The sequence below is a fragment of the Pedobacter sp. genome (assembly GCF_035317785.1).
In the GTDB taxonomy this organism is placed as follows: Bacteria; Bacteroidota; Bacteroidia; order Sphingobacteriales; family Sphingobacteriaceae; genus Pedobacter.
The window spans coordinates 1-21329 of record NZ_DATHGC010000089.1; the positions used below are offsets into that span (position 1 = coordinate 1).

The 21329-nt window shown below is 43.9% G+C and carries 21 protein-coding genes; 15 read left to right on the forward strand and 6 right to left on the reverse strand.

All coding sequences use genetic code 11. From position 1 onward, the window contains the following. Together VK541_RS05405 and VK541_RS05410 are read left to right on the forward strand one after the other, a co-directional pair. Nucleotides 1-314 (forward strand): hypothetical protein (locus VK541_RS05405; RefSeq protein ID WP_324367684.1); only part of this gene is annotated, 314 nt, incomplete at its 5' end. Then, entirely contained in the window at nt 311-3325 is a 3015-nt protein-coding gene (locus VK541_RS05410; RefSeq protein WP_324367686.1) for an efflux RND transporter permease subunit, read from the forward strand. The genes VK541_RS05405 and VK541_RS05410, both read left to right, overlap by 4 nt. A 167-nt stretch (nt 3326-3492) precedes the next feature. Here VK541_RS05410 and VK541_RS05415 read toward each other — a convergent pair whose 3' ends face one another. Then, on the reverse strand, nt 3493-3678 hold the full coding sequence (locus VK541_RS05415) for a hypothetical protein (protein ID WP_324367688.1): 186 nt from the start codon (nt 3676-3678) through the stop codon (nt 3493-3495). A gap of 206 nt (nt 3679-3884) precedes the next feature. Continuing rightward, nucleotides 3885-4301, reverse strand: coding sequence for an EamA family transporter (locus VK541_RS05420; RefSeq protein ID WP_324367690.1), 417 nt, complete (start codon nt 4299-4301; stop codon nt 3885-3887). 186 nt (nt 4302-4487) lie between these two features. On the opposite strand from VK541_RS05420, the gene VK541_RS05425 reads away from it, so the two are divergent. From VK541_RS05425 to VK541_RS05475, 11 genes are all read left to right on the forward strand, one after another. Further along, nucleotides 4488-5732, forward strand: a complete 1245-nt coding sequence (locus VK541_RS05425) for an efflux RND transporter periplasmic adaptor subunit (RefSeq protein ID WP_324367692.1) — start codon at nt 4488-4490, stop codon at nt 5730-5732. Nucleotides 5733-5751: 19 nt separating this feature from the next. Then, a complete protein-coding gene (locus VK541_RS05430; protein WP_324367694.1) occupies nt 5752-7203 on the forward strand; it encodes a TolC family protein in 1452 nt (483 codons plus the stop codon). 75 nt (nt 7204-7278) lie between these two features. Continuing rightward, nucleotides 7279-7947: an ABC transporter ATP-binding protein gene (locus VK541_RS05435; RefSeq protein ID WP_324367696.1), complete on the forward strand. Its 669-nt coding sequence runs from the start codon at nt 7279-7281 to the stop codon at nt 7945-7947. 21 nt (nt 7948-7968) lie between these two features. After that, nucleotides 7969-9216 (forward strand): ABC transporter permease, encoded by a 1248-nt coding sequence (locus VK541_RS05440; RefSeq protein WP_324367698.1) that lies wholly within the window; start codon nt 7969-7971, stop codon nt 9214-9216. Then, nucleotides 9213-10379 (forward strand): ABC transporter permease, encoded by a 1167-nt coding sequence (locus tag VK541_RS05445; RefSeq protein WP_324367699.1) that lies wholly within the window; start codon nt 9213-9215, stop codon nt 10377-10379. The genes VK541_RS05440 and VK541_RS05445 overlap by 4 nt, the downstream gene beginning before the upstream one ends. An 18-nt stretch (nt 10380-10397) precedes the next feature. Next, nucleotides 10398-11774 (forward strand): sigma-54 dependent transcriptional regulator, encoded by a 1377-nt coding sequence (locus tag VK541_RS05450; protein WP_324367701.1) that lies wholly within the window; start codon nt 10398-10400, stop codon nt 11772-11774. Next, nucleotides 11758-13074: a sensor histidine kinase gene (locus tag VK541_RS05455; RefSeq protein WP_324367703.1), complete on the forward strand. Its 1317-nt coding sequence runs from the start codon at nt 11758-11760 to the stop codon at nt 13072-13074. The genes VK541_RS05450 and VK541_RS05455 overlap by 17 nt, the downstream gene beginning before the upstream one ends. A gap of 67 nt (nt 13075-13141) precedes the next feature. Next, the gene (locus VK541_RS05460) at nt 13142-13912 is read left to right on the forward strand and encodes a phosphatase PAP2 family protein (RefSeq protein ID WP_324367705.1); all 771 of its coding nucleotides are present in this window, start codon (nt 13142-13144) and stop codon (nt 13910-13912) included. 4 nt (nt 13913-13916) lie between these two features. Beyond that, nucleotides 13917-14591 (forward strand): response regulator transcription factor, encoded by a 675-nt coding sequence (locus VK541_RS05465; protein ID WP_324367707.1) that lies wholly within the window; start codon nt 13917-13919, stop codon nt 14589-14591. Then, the gene (locus VK541_RS05470) at nt 14588-15625 is read left to right on the forward strand and encodes a sensor histidine kinase (RefSeq protein ID WP_324367709.1); all 1038 of its coding nucleotides are present in this window, start codon (nt 14588-14590) and stop codon (nt 15623-15625) included. The genes VK541_RS05465 and VK541_RS05470 overlap by 4 nt, the downstream gene beginning before the upstream one ends. Before the next feature lie 55 nt (nt 15626-15680). Then, a complete protein-coding gene (locus tag VK541_RS05475) occupies nt 15681-16106 on the forward strand; it encodes a GNAT family N-acetyltransferase (protein WP_324367711.1) in 426 nt (141 codons plus the stop codon). A 5-nt stretch (nt 16107-16111) separates the two neighbouring features. Here the strand turns inward: VK541_RS05475 and VK541_RS05480 are convergent, their stop codons facing one another. Next, nucleotides 16112-17209, reverse strand: a complete 1098-nt coding sequence (locus VK541_RS05480) for a dipeptide epimerase (RefSeq protein WP_324367713.1) — start codon at nt 17207-17209, stop codon at nt 16112-16114. Nucleotides 17210-17259: 50 nt separating this feature from the next. Here VK541_RS05480 and VK541_RS05485 point away from each other — a divergent pair, with 50 nt between their 5' ends. Next, entirely contained in the window at nt 17260-19275 is a 2016-nt protein-coding gene (locus tag VK541_RS05485; protein ID WP_324367715.1) for a thioredoxin domain-containing protein, read from the forward strand. Between the two features lie 6 nt (nt 19276-19281). Next, nucleotides 19282-19782, forward strand: a complete 501-nt coding sequence (locus tag VK541_RS05490) for a peptidylprolyl isomerase (protein WP_324367717.1) — start codon at nt 19282-19284, stop codon at nt 19780-19782. Here the strand turns inward: VK541_RS05490 and VK541_RS05495 are convergent. The 3 genes from VK541_RS05495 to VK541_RS05505 form a co-directional block, all read right to left on the reverse strand. After that, nucleotides 19779-20195, reverse strand: coding sequence for a Fur family transcriptional regulator (locus VK541_RS05495; protein WP_324367719.1), 417 nt, complete (start codon nt 20193-20195; stop codon nt 19779-19781). The two genes, VK541_RS05490 and VK541_RS05495, sit on opposite strands and share 4 nt — an antisense overlap. Nucleotides 20196-20198: 3 nt before the next feature. Beyond that, nucleotides 20199-20636 carry a hypothetical protein gene (locus VK541_RS05500; protein WP_324367722.1) on the reverse strand — a complete coding sequence of 146 codons (438 nt, stop codon included), beginning with the start codon at nt 20634-20636 and terminating at the stop codon, nt 20199-20201. A 53-nt stretch (nt 20637-20689) separates the two neighbouring features. After that, nucleotides 20690-21329, reverse strand: a 640-nt coding sequence (locus VK541_RS05505) for an ABC transporter permease (RefSeq protein ID WP_324367724.1), incomplete at its 5' end; no start/stop codon positions are given.

Here is a 21329-nt window from a genome sequence, read left to right on the forward strand (position 1 = left end):
TCATCAGTGTAAATTCATCACAGGCAATTCCCGAAGGACTGATCGCGAAAGTCAGACTGATCAAAGCCTCCAGTTCCAATGCCCAGGTACTGCCAAAATCGGCAGTGCTGGCCAACGAAACTGAAGAAGAATTCTGGGTAATGAAACTGATCAATGACTCTACGGCGATTAAGATCCCGGTAAAAAAAGGACTGGAGAGTGATCAGCTCACTGAGATTTTAAGTCCTGTATTTGGGAGAAAAGACAGGATTATCAGTGCCGGTAATTACAGGATTGCAGATACCGCTAAAGTTAAAGTTGTGGAACGGCTATGAAAAACTTCTTTATAACCTATAAGCATCCGCTTCTTGTAACTCTGATCCTCGTTCTTGCCGGGGGAGGCTATGCTTATCAGCAGCTCAAAACCTCACTTTTTCCTGAGATTACTTTTCCTAAGATTAAAATTATCGCTGAGGCCGAACTACAACCCGTAGATAAGATGGTGACGACCATAACCCAGCCGCTGGAAAATGCCGTAAAACAGGTTCCTGACCTTAAACTCATCAGGAGTACAACTTCAAGAGGAAGTGCAGAACTTTCTGCATACATGGATGAAGGGGCTGATATTGACCTGAGCCAGCAGCGTATCGAATCCCAGATCGCCAGGATCAGCAATGTGCTCCCGGCAGGTGTCAGCATATCGGTGGAAAAAATGAACCCATCTATATTGCCGGTTAGTGGTTATAGCCTGGAAAGCAGCAACAAATCCCCAACAGAACTGAAACGGATAGCCAATCTAACCGTAAAACCATTTTTATCACAGGTGGACGGGGTCTCTGAAATCCGTATCATAGGCGGGAAAACCAAAGAATACTGGGTTGAACCGGATCAGCAGAAAATGGCCGCATTGTCCATCTCTCCCGACCAGCTCAGTACTACGCTGGAAAAAAGTAATTTTATAAAGTCAAACGGATACCTTTCAGACCATAATTACATGTACCTGTCTGTGACGGATGCAACAGTTAAGACCAAAACTGACCTGGAAGATCAGATCGTTGGCAAAAACGGGAACCGGCTGGTGCGGGTTAAGGATATTGCTCATGTAAGTATCCAGGAGGGGCTGGAATATACAAAGATCAATGCCAACGGCAGAGATGGGATACTGATTGCGGTGATCAAACAGCCCAATGCCAACCTGGTAGATCTTTCTGATCAGATGGCGTTGAAGATTATGCAGCTGCAAAAAATCCTTCGGGCAGGGGTGGAGGTGAAACCTTATTACATACAGGCCGATTTTGTAAACAATTCTGTAAAAAGCGTAAGTGACAGTTTATTGATCGGCTTGGCACTGGCCATCATTGTGGCCATTATTTTTTTGAGATCTCTGAAAGCCAGTGCTGTTATTCTTATTACCATTCCGGTAACGCTTTGCCTGACTGTAATTGTATTGTATGCTATCGGTTATTCCTTAAATATCATGACCCTGGGTGCTATTGCCGCGGCAATTGGTTTGATCATTGATGATGCGATCGTTGTTGTCGAACAAATTCACCGGACTCACGAGGAACACCCCGATGAGCCGACTGTAAACCTGTTGAAAAAGGCCATCGACTATCTTTTTCCGGCGATGCTCGGGTCATCTGTCAGCACGATAGTGATATTCATTCCTTTTGTACTGATGACCGGGGTGGCCGGTTCTTATTTTCAGGTGATGACCAATACAATGATCATCACCCTGGTCTGTTCTTTCTTGGTGACCTGGCTCGGCTTGCCGGTCATTTACTTGCTGCTGACACGTAAAGCATCGGGCAATTCCGTTAAGGCATCAGCAATCCATGAGCTGAAAAATCAAAAATGGATTGGGTATTTTATCCATAGGCCATACATCAGTATCGTGGCAATGCTGGTATTGGTCACATCTATGATTCTGATATTCCCGCACCTGCAAACAGGCTTTTTACCGGAGATGGACGAGGGCAATATTGTACTCGACTACAATACCCCGCCGGGTACCTCTCTGGAGGAAACGGACAGGATGTTGAAGGAAGTAGAAAAGGAATTGGTAAAGATTCCGGAAGTGGAGGCTTATTCCAGGAGAACGGGAACGCAAATGGGCTTTTTTATCACCGAACCCAATACAGGTGATTACTTGATCCAATTGAAACCAAACCGGACCAGGACCACTGATGAGGTGACCCAGGAGATCAGGGTAAAGATCGAAAATACGCAGCCCGGGCTAACAGTTGATTTTGGACAGGTAATAGGAGACATGCTCGGCGACCTGATGAGCTCTACCCAGCCTATTGAAGTGAAGATTTTTGGCAATGAACAGGATAAACTCCAGGGCTTGTCTAAAAAGATAGCAGCGATCATTACAAAGGTAAATGGCACGGCAGATGTATTTGACGGGATCATACTGTCAGGTCCTACTATTGACATCCAGCCTGATTTTGCTGCGCTGTCCAGATTTGGAATTAGCCCTGCCAGCTTTCAGTTTCAAGTGGAGACTGCTGTACAGGGAAGTGTAATCGGTAATTTATATGATACGCAATTGTCACCAATCCGTATGATCTATCCCGGAAGCAGGAAATTTGGGACCGCTGACCTCATTAAAGTAAAAATAGTACTTCCAGGTGGTACAACGGTGCCGATATCGGGGCTTGCTAAAGTTGAGCTCAAAACAGGGACTGCGCAGATTGACAGGGAGAACCTGCAGTCCATCGGGGTAGTTACAGCCCGGCTCGATAACAGAGACCTTGGAAGTGTGATGAAGGATATACAAAAAGAAGTGGGCTCAAAAATTGTTTTGCCCCCGGGTTATCACATTGAATATGGAGGGGCATATGCTGAACAGCAGCAATCATTTAAAGAACTACTGACCATACTTATTGCCTCAAGTTTGCTGGTTTTTAGTGTAATCCTTTTTCTGTTCAGAGACTTCAGAATTGCATTCCTAATCCTGCTGATCTCTGTACTGGGTATTTCGGGAAGCTACCTTGCCTTATTTTTGACCGGTACGCCGCTGAATGTGGGAAGCTATACAGGGCTGATCATGATTGTGGGTGTCATTGGAGAAAATGCCATTTTTACTTTTCTTCAGTTTAAGGAATCACTTCATGAAAAAAGTGTGGAAGAGGCGGTAATTTATGCCGTATCCACGCGGTTGAGGCCAAAATTAATGACAGCGCTCGGTGCCATTATTGCACTTTTCCCACTCGCTTTGGGCATTGGAGCAGGGGCACAGCTACACCAGCCGCTGGCCATAGCAGTTATCGGTGGTTTTGTTGTTGCATTGCCTTTATTGTTAATTGTTTTGCCTAGTATGATCAAAAAGTTTTATGGCTGATCCTGTTGATTTTTTTACAAACCCTCATGACTACGGTTTTGCCTTGCTGATACTTACCAGATTGCCTATTTTTCCTTTGAAATTTCCGAAAGAGCCATCGTCTCCTGTTGCCATAATAGCTTTTATTTCAGTTTACAATTGTATGTAACTTCGCTCTCCTCCTAAGTTTAACCAGGTTTTGCCGAGGCATTCTTAAGGTTTTGTAAAGGATACATCCAAGCCAACCCCTGCACAACACCTTGCCAAAACGTACCGAACACCTTGCCAAAACCAAGAGCAATAGTAACTGTCCTAACCACAAGAAACTCGCCCTCAAACAAATTTAGCCGGTTAGTCTTCTTGACTCTTTTCATAATCTATGCAGTTTGGATTATGTCTGGGTATTTCGTCAAAAGTGGCCACTCATTCCGCGTTTAAACTGTGTCCATTGCGGAATTGTAGAGTCTGTAAGAGGGGATTTTATTATTTCTATTGAAAGTAATACAAATTCAGACGGTTCGAGGAATGGAAACGGAGTGTATAGAAGGATGCGGCATAGCTAAATACGTAAATTGGTTTTTTACTGAAAGATCAGAATGATGGTTCCGCCCATAATCATCAACACAGCAATTACTGTTTTATAGGTCAATGGCTCTCCGAGAAAAATGACAGACAACAATAAGGCGATGGCTACGCTGGCCTTGTCCACCGGAGCAACCTGCGAAACCTTGCCTATTTGAAGCGCTTTAAAATAAAATACCCAGGACAACCCTGTTGCCAGGCCTGAGAGTACCAGAAAGATCCAGTTCTGTTTTGTCAGGCCGGAGATACCTGTCTGTCCGCCTTTAAAGAAAACGATTGCCCAGGCTAAAAGTAATATGACCACAGTTCTGATCGCGGTAGCGAGATTTGAATCAATACCTTTTATTCCGACTTTAGCCAGCACGGCCGTTAACGCTGCAAAAAATGCAGAAAGTAATGCGTAGATCCACCACATATTCTCATGCTTTACTGTTAAATATAGCTAAAAGCTCGTAAATAAACCTTAGAAACCCTGTCCGCTTTAAGACACACTGTCCATAAGGATACAGTTTGGTTTTGATGGTATGACGTAACTGTCTTATATACAGTAATTTATTTCTGGCATTTGCATTGGAATACGGTATGCAAATCAATAATAAATATGGACCGTGAAATTTCTGTTCAACAGCAAGCCAGGCGAAGAGCCAAAATATACCTCATTGTACTCTTAGGAGTAGTTACTGCTACTTTTGGATTTGTTTACTTTAAAGGTATGGTTGAACTCGTTGTAAATCGGAGCGATTTCAAAACTTCAATTGCGGAATCTGGTGTAATAGAAGCAACAGTTCCCGCATCAGGTATCGTTACACCGGAATATGAGCTGACCATCAGTTCGCCTGTAAATGCAAAGATCGAACAGGTGATGTTTAATGCCGGTGAAAAAGTTGTTGCCGGGCAGTCGATTTTACGCCTGAATAAAGAATCCTCTTTGCTGGCTTTTGAAAAGCTGAATGAAGAACAGCATATGAACCGTAATAAAATATACCAGTTGTCATTGGAACTGGAGAAAAGCCTTGATGAACTCGAAACACAACATGCTATCAAGGAAATGAAGATCAATAGTCTGGAGACGGCTTTGGAACATGAGCAATCACTTTTGGATATTGGCGGGAGTACTCAGGAGAATGTAAAGCAGGCCCGGTTGACCCTGAACGTGGCAAAACTCGAACTGACACAAATCAAAAACCAGATTGAGAACCAGAAGGCGATGATGAAGGCCAACTTGAAAAGTCTGGGCTATGAAATCAACATCCGTGAAAAGGACATTAAAGGGATTAGCGATAAGCTGAAAGGCGCCGCAATTTCTTCACCCAGAAACGGGGTGATCACCTGGGTCAACAGCAAAATCGGTACTGAAATTAGCGAAGGTGAAGAGCTGGTGCGTATTGCTGACTTAAGCAGTTTTAAAGTGGAGGCCAATATTTCTGACACTTATGCCGATGAGGTAAAGGCGGGTAGAACGGCACTGATTAGGATCAATAAAACAGATCTCCGGGGCAATATCAGTAATGTGCAACCGGCAGTTGAAAATGGTACGGTAAAGTTTTCTGTTAGTTTAAGTGACAAGAATTCTAAACTGTTGCGGTCCAATCTAAAGGTTGATGTTTTTGTAGTTACTTCTTATAAAGAAAAGGTGATCAGGCTGCAGAATGGCCCGGCCTTTAACGGGTCTGAGGAGCAGCTGGTTTTCGTCGTCAAGGGCAACGAAGCAATACGCCGCAAAATAAAAACCGGAGAAAGCAATTCCGATTTCATCGAAATATCATCTGGTATTCAGCCGGGGGAAAGCGTGATCACTTCGGATATGCGGGATTTTATCCATCTGGAAAAGGTCAGGGTTAAATAATCATAGATAAAGGAGAACCATGATCAAATCAATGACAATTATCGCCGGTTTATTTTTGCCTGCAGCAGTGATGAGCCAAAGTCTTCAGGATACAGTTAAACTAAAGCTGACTGAAGTAATTGAGATTGCCAAAGCACGCTCTACTGCTGCAGTGCAGGCAGCGACCATACGCGAAAATCAGTACTGGCAGTATAAGACCTTTAAATCTAATTATAGCCCTCAATTGAGCCTGGACGGTACATTGCCCCAGTTCAGTAAAACCAATATCCCGGTGATCCAGCCAGACGGGACAGTAGAATTTAAACCGGTAACCAATGACAATTCACAGTTGAATTTAGGATTGACGCAAAATATCGGTTTAACAGGTGGTCAGGTATTTCTTGGATCGAATGTATTGCGGTTTTCAGATTTTGACCGCCGGCAGACCCGGTACAATGGAAACCCCCTGGTTATTGGTCTGAACCAGCCTTTGTTTGCATTCAACGCCCTGGCCTGGGATAAAAAGATCGAGCCTTTACGCTACGAAGAATCACAGAAGAAATATAAGGAAGACATGGAGCTGGTTGGACGCGATGCCTCAGAACTTTTTTTCAGCTTGCTGATTGCACAGATCAACCGGGATATCGCTGCCAAAAACCTGTCCAACAACGAAACCATATACAGGATCGGTGAAGGTAAAGCCGCATTGGGACGGCTGTCAAAAGATGAACTGCTGCGCTTAAAACTAGGCGTCTTAAATGCACATAAGGCTTTGGCCCAGGCTAATGTAGATGCCGAAACCGCAGATCTTCAGTTAAAATCCTTTATCGGTTTTTCGGAAACTAACCAGATTCAGCTTATCCTTCCTGAAGACTTGCTGACATTCAAAATTGATAAGGAAATTGCAATTGAACAGGCAAGGAATAACCGTCAGCAGGCCATAGAGTTTAAAAGGGCCCTACTAGAGGCGGATAAGGAGGTGGCAAAGGCAAAGGGTGAAAACGGGCTTAAAGTCAACCTCTTTGGAACTTTTGGGCTCACCAACGTGGCTGACCGGCTACCTGGGATTTATACGGATGCCAAAGATCAGCAGGAAATACGGTTGGGATTTCAGGTTCCCATCCTTGATTGGGGCCGTTCGGCCTCAAGGATCAAAACAGCACAATCAAACCGCAAACTGGTAGAAGCCAGGGTAAAACAGGCCCGGATCAGTTTTGAGCAGGAGATTTATACCACACTAAGGCAATTGTCGATGATACAGGATCAAATGAAGACCAATGCAGAGGCCGACGTTACAGCCAGTGAGCGTTTTGAAATTGCAAAAAAGAGGTATTTTCTGAATGACCTGAGCATCACTGACCTCAACATCGCATTGCAGGAAAAGGACCAGGCGCGCCGTGATTATATCTTCTCTTTAAAGAGCTTTTGGAATGCCTTCTTTAATCTCCGGGTGCTGACACTTTATGATTTTGCAGCCAATACAAAAATCTGATTTAAACCAATCTATATAAATATCCGGAAAGCACAAATATGAAAATCTTAATTTAGAAACATAACCCAAACAGAAATGATAAAATTAACAGACATAGAAAAAATTTACCGCACCAATACGATTGAAACAACCGCCCTCAATAAGATCAACATCAATATTGACAAAGGAGAGTTTGTGGCCATTATGGGCCCTTCAGGTTGTGGTAAAAGTACCCTGCTCAATATCATCGGGTTACTGGATGCTCCCACGGGCGGCATTATCAATATCGATAATCAGGCTGTTACCGCTCTTAGCCGTAAAAAGCTGGCTGTATTCAGAAACCTCAAGCTTGGATTTATCTTTCAAAGCTATCACCTGATCAACGATCTTTCAGTAGTAGACAATGTGGAGTTGCCTTTGCTTTACCGTAGTGGTATTTCCGGCGCCGAAAGACGTAAGCGGGCCATCGAAGCCCTGGGAAAAGTAGGTCTTGGTGCGAGAACAAAACACTATCCTAATCAACTTTCCGGTGGTCAGCGTCAGCGTGTAGCAATTGCACGTGCCATCATTGGTAACCCGGAAATCCTGCTTGCCGACGAGCCTACCGGGAACCTGGACAGTGCCATGGGAGAGGAAGTCATGAATTTAATGCTGCACCTGAATAAAACAGACGGGACGACCATCGTCATGGTGACCCATGATGCTCAAATGGCAAAAAAAACACAGCGGATCATTCACTTCTTTGACGGACAGCAGGTCAGTTAAACCAGATTTAAAATCGTTATCATGCTTAAAAATTATATCAAACTCACCTTTAAAATAATGCTCCGTAAGAAGTATTATACTGCGCTCACGCTGATAGGCATTAGTCTTACCATCATGATCATTGTGATATTCGCCTCGTTTATCGATCAGATCGTCAGTGCAAACAAACCGGAAGTTAACCGGGACCGGACCCTGATACTGGATAAACTCTCCATTTACAAAGATGGCAAAAAGACCAATGCAGTACCCAGCATTAGCTTCCTTCAAAAGAACATAGGCAAGCTGGAGAGTACAGAAGCGATTTCCTATTTTTCCGGCAGCGGGTTCATTTCGTCTCTTAACGGAAAAACTGCCGGACACATGCTGACTTTTACTGACGGCAACTTTTGGAAGATCACCGACTTTGAATTCACCGAAGGGAAGCCTTTTTATTCCGCGGAGGTTAAAAAAGGTGCAAGAGTGGCTGTGATCAATGAAAAAACAAAGTCTTATTTCTTTAATGAAAAGGAAGCTCTGGGTAAGGACATTGCTATAATGGGTTTATCTTATAAAGTAATCGGCATCGTCAAATCTGCAACACCGTTTAGCAGGGTTTATGCAGATGTTTATGTACCCTATACTACGGACGTCAATATTCAACGTAAAAATGCCGCAATTGAAGGGTCTTACAGTGCGCTGCTTTTGGCCAAAAAAACCGATCTGAGAAAAGTACGTGCTGAGTTGCGAAACCGTTTGAGGAAATACAAGTTTTCGGAAGCGGATTCAGTAAAAGTACATGCCTTTACGGCTTTGGAGCAATTTTCAAAAAGCACTTCTGCCGATGATGCTGAACCGCAATATGGAAAAACAGCAATGGTGGTCTTTATCATCCTGACGCTTTTCATGCTTATCCCGGCAATCAGTCTGATTAATCTTAACGTGACCCGTATCGGGGAACGGGCAGAGGAGATCGGGGTACGGAAGTCTTTCGGGGCAACCTCGGGCGACCTTGTAGGACAGTTGGTCATTGAAAATACCATCATCACCCTGATCGGCGGAATGATAGGTCTGGGTCTGTCAATTTATGCTTCGCAATTACTGGTATACTTTATCAATACGTTTGATCCGCTTTTCAAAATGGAGACAGACAGTTTTATCATCAGCTGGCGTGTGTTTGGCTTCTGCCTTTTCAGCTGTCTGCTGCTGGGGCTGATCTCCGGAGTTTATCCAGCCTGGAAAATGTCCCGTATGAATGTTATTTACGCGCTGAAAGGAGGGAATAACTTATGATCCTGCACTTGTTTAAAATGATCCTGAAACGGAAGAAGACCTATTTTTTCCTATTCCTTCAGTTATTTGTGGCCTTTATGGCCCTGTTTCTGGTCATGGGCCTCAACATGAAAAAGTTTAGCAACTATTTCCAGCCGCCTGGATATAATTATGAGGATGTCTGGCTGGTCGAGCCTGATTTTCAAAATGTACCAGAGGACAAGAAGATTGAATACAGCAACCTGGTCCTGGAAAAGCTCCGGGCCATCAGGGAAGTGGAACTGGTCAGCGCAGCGCAGGTTATTCCTTTCCAGCAATGGGGCAGTGACGAAAAGATCACCTACAAAAAACAAGTCATTACGGCCATGAAGTTTGAAGTGGATGAACACTATAAAGATGCTATGGGCATCAGCTTAGTTGAAGGGCGCTGGTTTACTCCCAAAGATTATGTATTAAATACCATACCCGTGGTCATTACCCGGGATCTTGCGGAACGGGATTTTAAGAATGACAGTCCGCTTGGCAAAACCATCCTGATAGGAGATAAAAAAGCGCTGATCGTCGGTATTTCAGAAGCGATCAGAGAAAATACCTCTGCTAATCTTAGTCCGGGATTTTTCATGCCGCTTCAAACTGCGGCCGGCAAATATCTGCTGAAATCAGAAAACACAGAAAATTTTCAGTTGCTCGAAGATAAAGTCAGGAAATCGGTAACTTCGGTTGGTGCTGCAGATATCCAGATCAAACAAAATATATCACTAACCCTGGTCAAGAAGTACGCGCACAAAATTGACTATATTCAATTGAGCATAACATTTGTGGTATTTATATTTTTGCTGGTCAACGTATTTCTCGGTATTTCGGGGATGTTCAGCTATAACCTGTCCAAGCGTAAAGCTGAAGTTGGCTTGCGGGTCATCATGGGCGCCAGTCCATCGCAGATATTGATGCAGTTTCTTGGCGAATCTATGGTACTGACTACCCTGGGTATTTTGCCTGGGATATTGATTGCTGTTCAAATGCTGATTATGCAATATTTCGAACCCTATACCAATGAATACTATGGGATTTTGAGTATTATATTTTCTGCACTGTTTTTATACCTGCTGATGCTCAGCTGTGCATTTTATCCAAGTTTAAAAGCAACCCGGCTCAATCCGTCGGATGCATTGCATGAAGAATAAACCGTTTAAAGAACTGATATGATCCTGATTATTGATGACGATATCGCTGTATGTGCTTCATTGAGCCTTCTTTTGAAACAGGAAGGGTTTAAATCTATAAAAGCTAATGGTCCCGAAGAAGCATTGCAACACCTCAGGGAGAAAGCAATAGACGCCGTTTTGCTGGATATGAACTTTTCTATGGAAACTACAGGTGAAGACGGCCTGGTAATGCTTGAACAGATCAAAAAACTAAGGCCTTCATTGCCAGTGATTTTAATGACAGGCTGGGGTTCGATCAGATTAGCGGTTGAAGGCATGAAAGCAGGGGCTTCCGACTTTATCAACAAGCCCTGGGACAATGACCATTTGATGCGTGCGCTTAGAACCGTACTGGACCTGTCTGCTGAACAGGAAGGCCCTGCTGCGCTGACACGGAAAAAGCTAAATGAAAAGTATGGGTTTGAGAATATCGTAGGGGAAGATCCTCAGCTTTTAGAAGTACTGCAAACCATCGCCAGAGTCAGCTGTACCGATGTTTCCGTCCTGATCATTGGTGAAAGTGGTACAGGTAAGGAGCTGATTGCAGAGGCTATTCATGAAAACAGCCTGCGTAAAAACAGGTCTTTTGTGAAGGTGAACCTTGGAGGGATTTCTTCCAGTCTGTTTGAAAGCGAGATGTTTGGACATAAACGCGGGGCATTTACTGATGCACGCAATGACAGGGTGGGTCGCTTTGAACTGGCAGATAAAGGCACGATTTTTCTGGATGAGATAGGCGATCTGGACTTAAACAGCCAGGTAAAGCTACTGCGTGTTTTGCAGGACCGAAAGTATGAAGTGCTTGGAGATAGCCGGACACGCACTGTGGACCTGCGTGTAGTTTGTGCGACCAACCGGGACCTGCGCGAAATGATTGCTGACAATAAATTCCGGGAGGATCTGTACTATCGGATCAATCTGATCATCATCCGGCTTCCCCCGCTTCGGGAACGGGCTGATGATATTCCTGTCCTGGCTGGTTATTTCCTGAAGAACCTCAAGGAAATCTATAACAGACCAAGGCTGCAGATTGACAGAAAAGCTTTAAACTGGCTAAAATCCCTGCCGCTCCCGGGAAATATCCGGGAACTTAAAAATCTGATCGAACGTACTGTTTTACTTAGTGAAGGGGATATATTGGCTATAAAAGATTTTGAACAACACCTCGAGCAGCAGCGGCTGTCTAATGTTGCAATGACACTTCCGGCAGTAGGAACGGTTTCAGTGGATGAAATGGAATTTTCCATGATTAGGAACGCCATGGTTTTCCATCAGAATAACATCAGCAAAGTGGCCAGGGCACTGGGAATGAGCAGGGGTACCCTGTACCGCAAACTTGAAAAATACAATATCCCGTATGAAACTCAAAACTAAAGTTCTGCTGTCGGCAATTTTGATTCATGCGATATTTATCTATCTGCTTACGGTGCTTTATACAGTAAACAGAAATCTGTTCCTCATCGCTGAAGCCCTGGTCTTTATCTCGATGATCTTCTCTTATTGGCTGTACAAATCGATAAGCAAAACTTTTGATACCATTTCCTCGGGCATAGAAACTTTGAAGGACAAGGACTTCAGCGCCAAATTGAACAATATAGGTCATCCGGAGACAGATGAGCTGGTTTTTGTATATAACATGATGATAGATCAGTTGAGACATGAGCGGCTGTTGCAGGCCGAAAAAAGTTCTTTTCTCGGAAAATTGATCGAAGCATCTCCCTCGGGGATTGTCATTTTTGATTTTAATGGAAATATCACGTCAATAAACCATGCGGCTCTTGAAATGATCGGGTCGACAGCAGATATGATTCTGGGAAAACCATTAGATCCGGTTGCCGGAAGGCTTATAGAAGAGCTTTCGCTTCTTGAGGTTAACCAGCCAAAGGTTGTTGATCTGGATGGCGTAAAATCTTATAAGTGCCACATGTCTACTTTCACTGACCTTGGCTATGCGCGGACATTTATTACCATTGAAGAACTCAGCCGTGAGATCTATCTCAGGGAAAAAAATGCCTATGAAAAGGTGATCAAGATGATGTCGCATGAGGTGAACAATTCGATTGGGGCTGTCAATTCAATTTTAAACAGCTGCCTGAATTATAAAGATCAGCTCAATGAAGAAGACAAGGAAGATTACCAGGCAGCAATGAACGTCTCTATCACCCGAAACAGCAGTTTAAACGATCTTATGTCGAATTTTGCCAGGGTAATCCGGGTTCCTGAACCTATCCTGCATGATGTTGAATTGATTGGACTTCTACGTTCAGTGGTTTTATTAATGGAACCTGAAGCGAGTAAAAAAGAGGTACGATGGTTATGGGAGCTGGACTGTACGACATTTGAAATCTTTGCGGACTACCAGCAATTGGAACAGGTATTTATCAATATTCTGAAAAATGCGATACAGGCAGTTGACTATTCCGGAACCATACGCATTCAAACTATATCATCTGCCCAGACGATCTCCATTGGCAATACTGGGCCCGGAATTTCTAAAGAAGTAAGCGGCAAGCTCTTTTCTCCCTTTTTCAGCACCACAAAGAACGGCCAGGGTATAGGGCTAATGTTAACGAGGGAAATTCTATATAATCATAATTTTAAATTTTCCCTGCAGAGCAGGGGAGAATGGACAGAGTTTAAAATTGTATTTTATTATGAGGATGCCGGGGTGTAATATTCAGATTTCCTACACAATTTGCTTGTATTCTTGCACAGAAGATCGTATTTTAAAAGGATTGAAGATGAGAAGAATAATTTGTACAGTGTTTCTGGTTATTTGTGTTTTCAGGGCTTCCTTTGGGCAGGTAGTCCGGGACAGTATTCCCGTAGCAGACAGCATTCCACTTAAAACAGAACATAAGCAGAAAGCGATCGCATTCGTTGTGCCAGCTGTTTTTATTGGCTATGGAGTTGTTTCATTGGCCGGAAATAACGTGATTAGGCGGCTGGATTATACCACCAATAATGAACTTCAGGAAGATCATCCCACTTTTGCGCTGAAAGTAGACAATTTTACAAGGTATGCGCCTGCAGTGGCTGTTTATGCACTTGATTTTGCAGGTGTAAAAGCAAAGCATAACCTGGTTGACCGCAGTGCAATGCTGCTCATGTCCGTGGTAATTTCGCAGGCAAGTGTCGGAGGTGTCAAAAGCCTTACCCACAGAATACGCCCAAATGGAGCCTCTGATGATTCTTTTCCATCGGCACACACCTCTTTTGCCTTTATGAGCGCAGAATTTCTGTACCAGGAATATAAAGATCAATCGGTATGGTACGGCATAGCGGGTTATGCGGTTGCAACAGGAACGGGGGTCTTGCGGCTTTACAACAATGCGCATTGGGTGAGTGATGTTGTGGCAGGGGCCGGGATCGGGATTTTATCAACCAAAATTTCTTACTTGCTTTATCCTTATCTTAAACAAAAGATATTTCGTGGTAAATCAGCAAATATGATGGTCAGTCCGGGATACCAAAACGGAAGCTTGAATTTTAATCTAATCAAAAGATTTTAAGCAAATGAAGATCCTGATCGTTGAAGATGAAGAGGAACTGGCAAAAAGCATGGTGAGCTATCTTTCCGGTCAGAATTACCTCTGCGAACTTGCAACTGATTACCACCAGGCATGGGATAAAATTGGGGCACATCATTACGACTGTATTCTCCTTGACCTGATGCTCCCCGGTGGTAGCGGCATGAAAATACTGGATGAACTGAAACTGCAAAATAAAGAAGACGGGGTAATTATTATTTCTGCTAAAAACTCTCTTGAAGATAAGATAAAAGGGCTGGAACTCGGTGCTGATGATTATCTTGCAAAACCTTTTCATCTATCGGAGCTTGCGGCGAGGATATTTTCAGTGATCAGAAGACGGAATTTTGCCAATTCAAATGTCATCCAGCAAGGTAACTTAAAGGTTGACCTGCTTGCTAAGGCCGTTCATGTGGGAGAGGTACTTGTTCCGCTCACGAAAAAGGAATTTGAGCTCCTCATCTTTTTTATCGGCAATAAGAATAAGGTGATTTCCAAAAGTGCCCTGGCAGAGCATTTGTCCGGAGATTTGGCAGATATGCTCGACAACCACGATTTTATCTATGCCCATATTAAGAATCTTAAGAAGAAGCTGACAGAGGCAGGTTCTGGAAATTATCTTAAAACATTATACGGAAACGGATATAAATGGGAGGTATGAATAAGCTGCTGAATAAATCACTAAGGCGATTCACAGTGTACGCAGGATTTGTACTGGCTTGCAGCATTCCTGTTTATTATATTGCCATTAGCAAACTATGGCAGTACGAATTAGACGAGCATAACATTATTTTAACACCCGAAGCCGGTCGTGAAGACACCTTCCTCTTTATCGGTGCTATTACGCTTTTAACCGTGTTCTTTTTCGTGCTGATATTAGGCGGATTTGTATTGCTTAATCGTAAGATATCCCGCCGGCTTTGGCAGCCGTTTTATCAGACCCTTGAAAAGATCAAAAGCTTTGATTTGAACAGCAATACAACAGTTAAGTTTGAGCCGGGAAATATCATTGAGTTCGAAGAGTTAAATGCCAGTATCAATAAGCTTCTGGAAAGAAATATTGCAACATTCCGTCAGCAAAAGGAATTCACGGAAAATGCATCGCATGAACTGCAAACCCCATTAGCGATTGTACAGTCTAAAATGGACTTATTGCTTCAGGACGGCGCACTTACCTCCGCGCAATCTCAAATCATTGAGGAAACAAATAACGCATTGTCCAGGGTTTCCAGGATCAATAAAAATCTATTGCTGCTTGCCAAAATAGAAAACCAGCAATTTCTGGAAAAGCAACAGGTCAATATGTCAGAGCCTCTTCAGGAGATTCTTGATCTGCTTTCGGGCCTGCTGGAAGACAGGAGTATTGAAAGCAACATTAGTCCTAATTGCATTGTAGAAGGAAATAGGATTTTGGTAGAAGTCATGCTTACCAATTTGCTGATGAATTCGCTGAGGCACACGGAATCGGGTATTAAAATTGAGCTTTCTCTTTCCCCCGTTGAACTGGTCATCTCCAATCCGGGAAACTATCCGCTGGATGGATCGAAGTTATTCAGGAGATTCAGCGCAGCATCGAGTCAAACGCCGGGCAGCGGACTTGGACTTTCTATTGTTAAGGAAATCTGTAGCCGCTACAACTGGGATGTTGGTTATTCCTTTGCAGATGGCCGGCATGTTTTTTCCATACGTTTTTAGCGGTTAGGTATTGTCAAAGGGGTTTTTTAAATTAGTGCATCAATCCTCTCCAAAGATGAATATCAGAAAAGCAGAAGTTAAAGACGCTGAGGTGATCGAAAGATTGCTGGAACAGCTGGGCTATCCGACAGAAAATGGACTGGTGGCCAGAAGGCTTTCGCTTCTGGCAAATAATGACGAACACCTTGATGCAGTTGTTGAAATGGAAAATGAAGTATTTGGATTTATGTCTCTTCATTTTATCCCCCAGATTGCATTTGATGCCGAATATGCAGTGATCAGTTATTTAGTGGTGGACGACAAGGCAAGAAGTCTGGGCATTGGGAAAATTCTGGAGGAATATGCAGTGGAGATTGCTGCAAAACGCGGCTGTAAAAGAATTTTTTTGCATAGCAATGCGAGGAGAACAGATGCGCACCGGTTTTACCTGAGACAGGGTTATCAGGAGTATGCTAAAGCGTTCGTGAAATACTTGGGGTAATGTCTTTAAATCATCCAGCTTTCGCAGGCCTTTAAAAATTCGGGCTTTACGTCTGCACCTATGCCAGGCGTGTCTGGTACGTCAACCTGATAACCGTTGTAAGTTAGACCGCCATTTACAGGATCTGTCAAATGCCCGAGCAACGCAGAGTCCATATCGAAAAATATCACATTAGGACTTGCCAAAGCAAAATGCAGATTGGCGCTGAGCGCAAGACGGGTTTCGAGCATTCCGCCGATCATACACTTGACGCCGGTTTGCAAGGCTATCTCATGGATTTTCTGTGCCTCCAGTATTCCTCCAGATTTTGAGAACTTGATGTTGAGGTAGTCAACAGAACCGCTGTTGATAAGCTTGCGGGCATCGTGATGATTATAGCAGCTTTCGTCTGCCATGATTTTGATCCGGGAATTTGCCCGCAATTCCGGCAGTTTATCATCATACCAGGTACGCATCGGCTGTTCACAAAACTGTATGTCAAAAGGTTCGAGAGCGCCCAAAGCAAATAAAGCCTCATCAAAACACCAGCCCTGGTTGGCGTCGAGTCTTAAAACGACATCGTCACCTATGGCCGCCCTGATCTGCCGGACACGTTCAATATCCGTGTGTACATCTTTGCCCAGTTTTATCTTGATGATGCTGCAGCCTTTGTTTTTAAAAGTGACTGCGGCATTGGCCATGTTTTCAGGCATGCCGATGCCAATGGTCATATCTGTCTCGACTATTCGCCTTTCCCCTCCCAGAAACTTATAAAGTGGTTGTTTGGCATTCTTGGCTGCGATGTCAAACAGCGCCATGTCAAAGGCGCTTTTTATGGTGCTATTGTGCGCAGCATAACCCAGCAGATCGTTCATCCTGTCTGGAATATCCAGCGGATCTTTACCGATAAGGATCCTCGCAAATTCTTTCGCCATGGCCAGGCAGGTATCCTGGCTTTCACCTACAATCATAGGGAACGCCGAACATTCTCCCATCCCGTAAATGCCTGAACCGGTCAAAATTCTGATCAGGACATTCTGTGCATAGTGCATGGTTCCTGTTGCGATGACAAATGGTTCGGTAGGGATACTGTAGCGGTAAATCTCGATGCGGGTGATCTTCATTGCAGTGGTTCTTACTGTAAAAGTACAATTTATCTTTTTACCTTTATAACATGAATACAGAACCCAACAGCCTGATCAGGGCTTCATCTCCATATTTGTTACAGCATGCATATAATCCTGTAAAATGGTATGAGTGGGGGGAGGAAGCACTGCAAAAGGCCAAAAAAGAAAACAAACTGATTTTGGTGAGTATTGGCTATTCTGCCTGCCACTGGTGTCATGTTATGGAAAGGGAATGCTTTGAAGATCATGAGGTGGCTGAGGTGATGAACAATGACTATGTCTGCATTAAGGTGGACAGGGAAGAACGCCCTGATATCGATCAGATTTATATGCTGGCCATACAGCTGATGACAGGAAGCGGCGGCTGGCCGTTGAACTGCATTTGCTTGCCGGATCAGCGCCCCGTTTACGGAGGTACTTATTTTAGAAAGCACGATTGGATCAATATCCTGTTAAATGTTGCAGGCATGTGGGCCAATGAGCCGGATAAGGCCCTGCAATATGCGGACCGCCTGACAGATGGCATTCGCAACGCCGAAAAGATCATGCCAAACGTACAGGTAGGTGAGTACACTAAAGCGCATTTAACCGAGATTACCGGACCCTGGAAGCGCCATTTTGATGTGGCAGAGGGCGGGTATAACCGTGCGCCTAAGTTTCCACTGCCCAACAACTGGCAGTTCATGCTGCGGTACAGTCACCTCATGGAAGACGACGCAACACATGTTTCGGCACTGATGACCCTGGAGAAAATGGCAATGGGGGGTATCTATGACCAGGTAGGGGGTGGTTTTGCCCGGTACTCGGTAGATGGCAGCTGGCATGTGCCTCACTTTGAGAAAATGCTGTACGACAACGGGCAGCTGATCAGTTTATATGCCGAGGCTTATCAATATTCACATTCCCTGGTTTTTAAAGAGATCGTAGCCGAAACTATCGTATGGCTGGAGCGGGAAATGACCTCGCCGGAAGGTTTATTTTATTCTGCTCTTGATGCGGACAGTGAAGGTGTGGAAGGAAAATTCTATGTCTGGAGCCGGGAGGAATTTGATGCGGTACTTGGCGATGATGCACATTTATTGAGAGATTATTTTCAGGTTACAGAGGAGGGAAACTGGGAAGAAGAAGAAACCAATATTCTGCTGAGGAAGTTTACTGAGGAAGAGTATGCAGAGGTTAAGGGACTTCAAATCATAGAATTTCAGCAAAAGATCAGAGATGCTAAAACTAAATTGCTGGCGGCACGGAGCAAGCGGATCAGACCCGGATTGGATGATAAATGTCTTACGGCATGGAATGCAATGGCTATAAAGGGCCTCGCCGAGAGCGCGGAGATTTTCAATGATCTGCATTATTATGCTTTGGCCAAAAAAGCAGCTGATTTTATTTTGGCAAATCTGCAGACTGCCGGTGGCGGGCTGTTTCGAAACTTTAAGAGTGGAAAAGCAAGCATTTCAGGGTTTTTAGACGATTATGCTTTTTTTATTGAAGCATTGATCGCCCTTTATCAGTCAGATTTTGACGAAAAGTGGCTGCAGGAAGCTAAAAGACTCACAGACTACGTGCTGCTGAATTTTGAAGATAAAGACAGCCCGATGCTATTCTATACCGCTGCCAGTGGAGAAGAATTGATTGCGCGGAAGCATGAAATCATGGACAATGTAATTCCTTCTTCAAATTCTGCAATGGCGCAAAATTTACAGAAACTGGGCTTGTTGTTTGATGAACAAAGGTATACGGATAAAGCAGCGGCAATGCTGGCGGCAGTTCATTCGCAAATAAAAACTTATGGTTCGGCTTATTCCAATTGGGCCATTCAATTGCTGAATGAAGTAGCAGGTACCAATGAGATAGCGATAACCGGAGCGGACACCGGGGAGATAAAAAAAGAACTCAACCGGCATTACATCCCAAATAAAGTGATACTGGGCGGAACAAATTCTCAGCTTCCATTGTTAAAAGATAAGCGAAGCGTTGAAACAAAAATCTATATTTGCCGAAATAAAGCGTGCCAGTTGCCCGTAACTACGGTTGAGGAAGCATTACAGTTTATAATTAAATAACATCACATGAGTATTAAACCCAATAACGTAGTATCATTAACGTATGAATTGCATACGACTAATGAAGAAGGACAACAAGTTTTTGTAGAGAAAGCAGATGAGCAGAACGCACTCGTATTTCTTTATGGTACAGGAATGATGTTGCCGAAATTTGAAGAACATTTAAACGGTTTAAATGTAGGTGATGAGTATGGCTTTGAGCTTTCAGCGGCTGATGGTTACGGAGAAATAGATCCGGGGGCTTTTGCCGATCTTCCGAAAGATATGTTTAAAGATGTTGACCTGCCTGCTGTTGGTGATGTGATCCCATTGCAGGATAATCAGGGCAATCATTTCAGAGCCGGGGTTACTGCTGTAGGTGACGAAACGGTATCGGTAGATCTAAACCACCCTATGGCTGGTAAGAACCTGATCTTTGCTGGTAAGATCCTGACGGTACGTGAGGCTACTCCTGATGAATTGAGCCATGGCCATGCGCATGGCGCAGATGGTCATTCAGGTCACTAAATAGCATTACAATTTTCACAGATGCCGTAGGCGGTTGCGCTTACGGCATTTGCTTTGAATCCCGCCGGCATTTTAACTTTAGGTATAGTTACTGCAAGACAGTAGATCTTCAGACAGTTGGTGCAATTAAAATGCACATGCTCATCATGGTGGTGATGTTCCGAACAGGAACCCGAACAAATGGCGTAATTGGCTGTCCCGTTCATATCCATAATCCGGTGGAGGATTCCTTTATCTTCATAAATATTTAAGATCCTGTAAAGGGTTACCCTGTCTATTTCCTTCCCCAATTTCTTTTCCAGCTCAGGCTGAGAAACGGCTGACTTATCCAATGCAATTTCTTCCAGTACACGTACCCTTTGTTTGGTGTGTTTGAGGTCATGTTCTTTTAATATATTAACAGGATCTTTCATTGCTTATATCGGTTTCGCGGCGGTTAAAACAATAGGAGGGTTATCCATTGCATTGCCTGAGTTTAATTTTAATGTTCCTTTAACCACTATTGTTGCGTAGGTGAATTTTATAGGCTCAGTCATTTCTACCATGACCATAACCGGCACACCGTTTTTTCCGCAGTAAAAACACTGGTTAATGGGCAGGGTAGACAGCATAAATTTAGTCTGTTTCATGCCGTCTTTGATGGGCACTATATAGCCTTCGAGTTCAAACGGTTTACCCGCATATTTCTTGATCTTATCCGTAAATACAGCCAGCATTTCCGTATCCTTTACAATTTTAAAGTCTACGCCGCCAACGATGTCCCAGTTGTCAGACATGATCTGGTCATCGGGATTATGCTGTGCATTGACAGCTAAACCTGCAAAGAGCAGTAGTGCAAGTAATATCTTCTTCATTATTATCTTTTTATGCCTCTTTGTTCAACAACACAGCAAGGCTGGTAATTCATTTAATTCTGAGAGAGTATTTTAGAAATGTTCGATCTGTAAGCCTGTATGGCTGGTATTACTGCTGCAAATATACCAATACCTAAGCCAGCAACAAATAGATAGAGCTCATCAAATAGTAAAACTATTCCGGTCATCCTGGCCTGACTGCTCTCCTGGTAGCTGCCTATAAGCTGTATGGCAAGGTGGCCCAGAGCTATTCCAGCGAGCGTGCCTGCGAGGGTAAGCATGATACCTTCACTGATCACGATGAAGAAAAGCTGGTTTCTCGAAGCACCCAGGGTCCGCATGATGGCCAGATCGTAGCTGCGTTCCTTCAATGAATTGTACAGGTTTACAAATACGCTGATCGCTGCAATCAGCATGATCAGTACCGCAAACCATTGTAAGGTGTCTACACCAACACCAATTAAAGAAAATAGTCTGGTACTCTCCTGTGCGGGTGATGCTGCCTGCATATTGGTTGTTTCGTTGACCATGCGCGGAAACAAGGCTACCGACATAGGCGACCGGTACTGGATGAGCAATGAAGTCAGCTCTTTCGGCTCTTCATGGTGCTCTCCTGCTTTCTCTTGGTCGCCATGCATCTTCCATACGCTGCCGATATTGGTCAGGATCAGGTTGTCGGTTACGTTGCCCTGT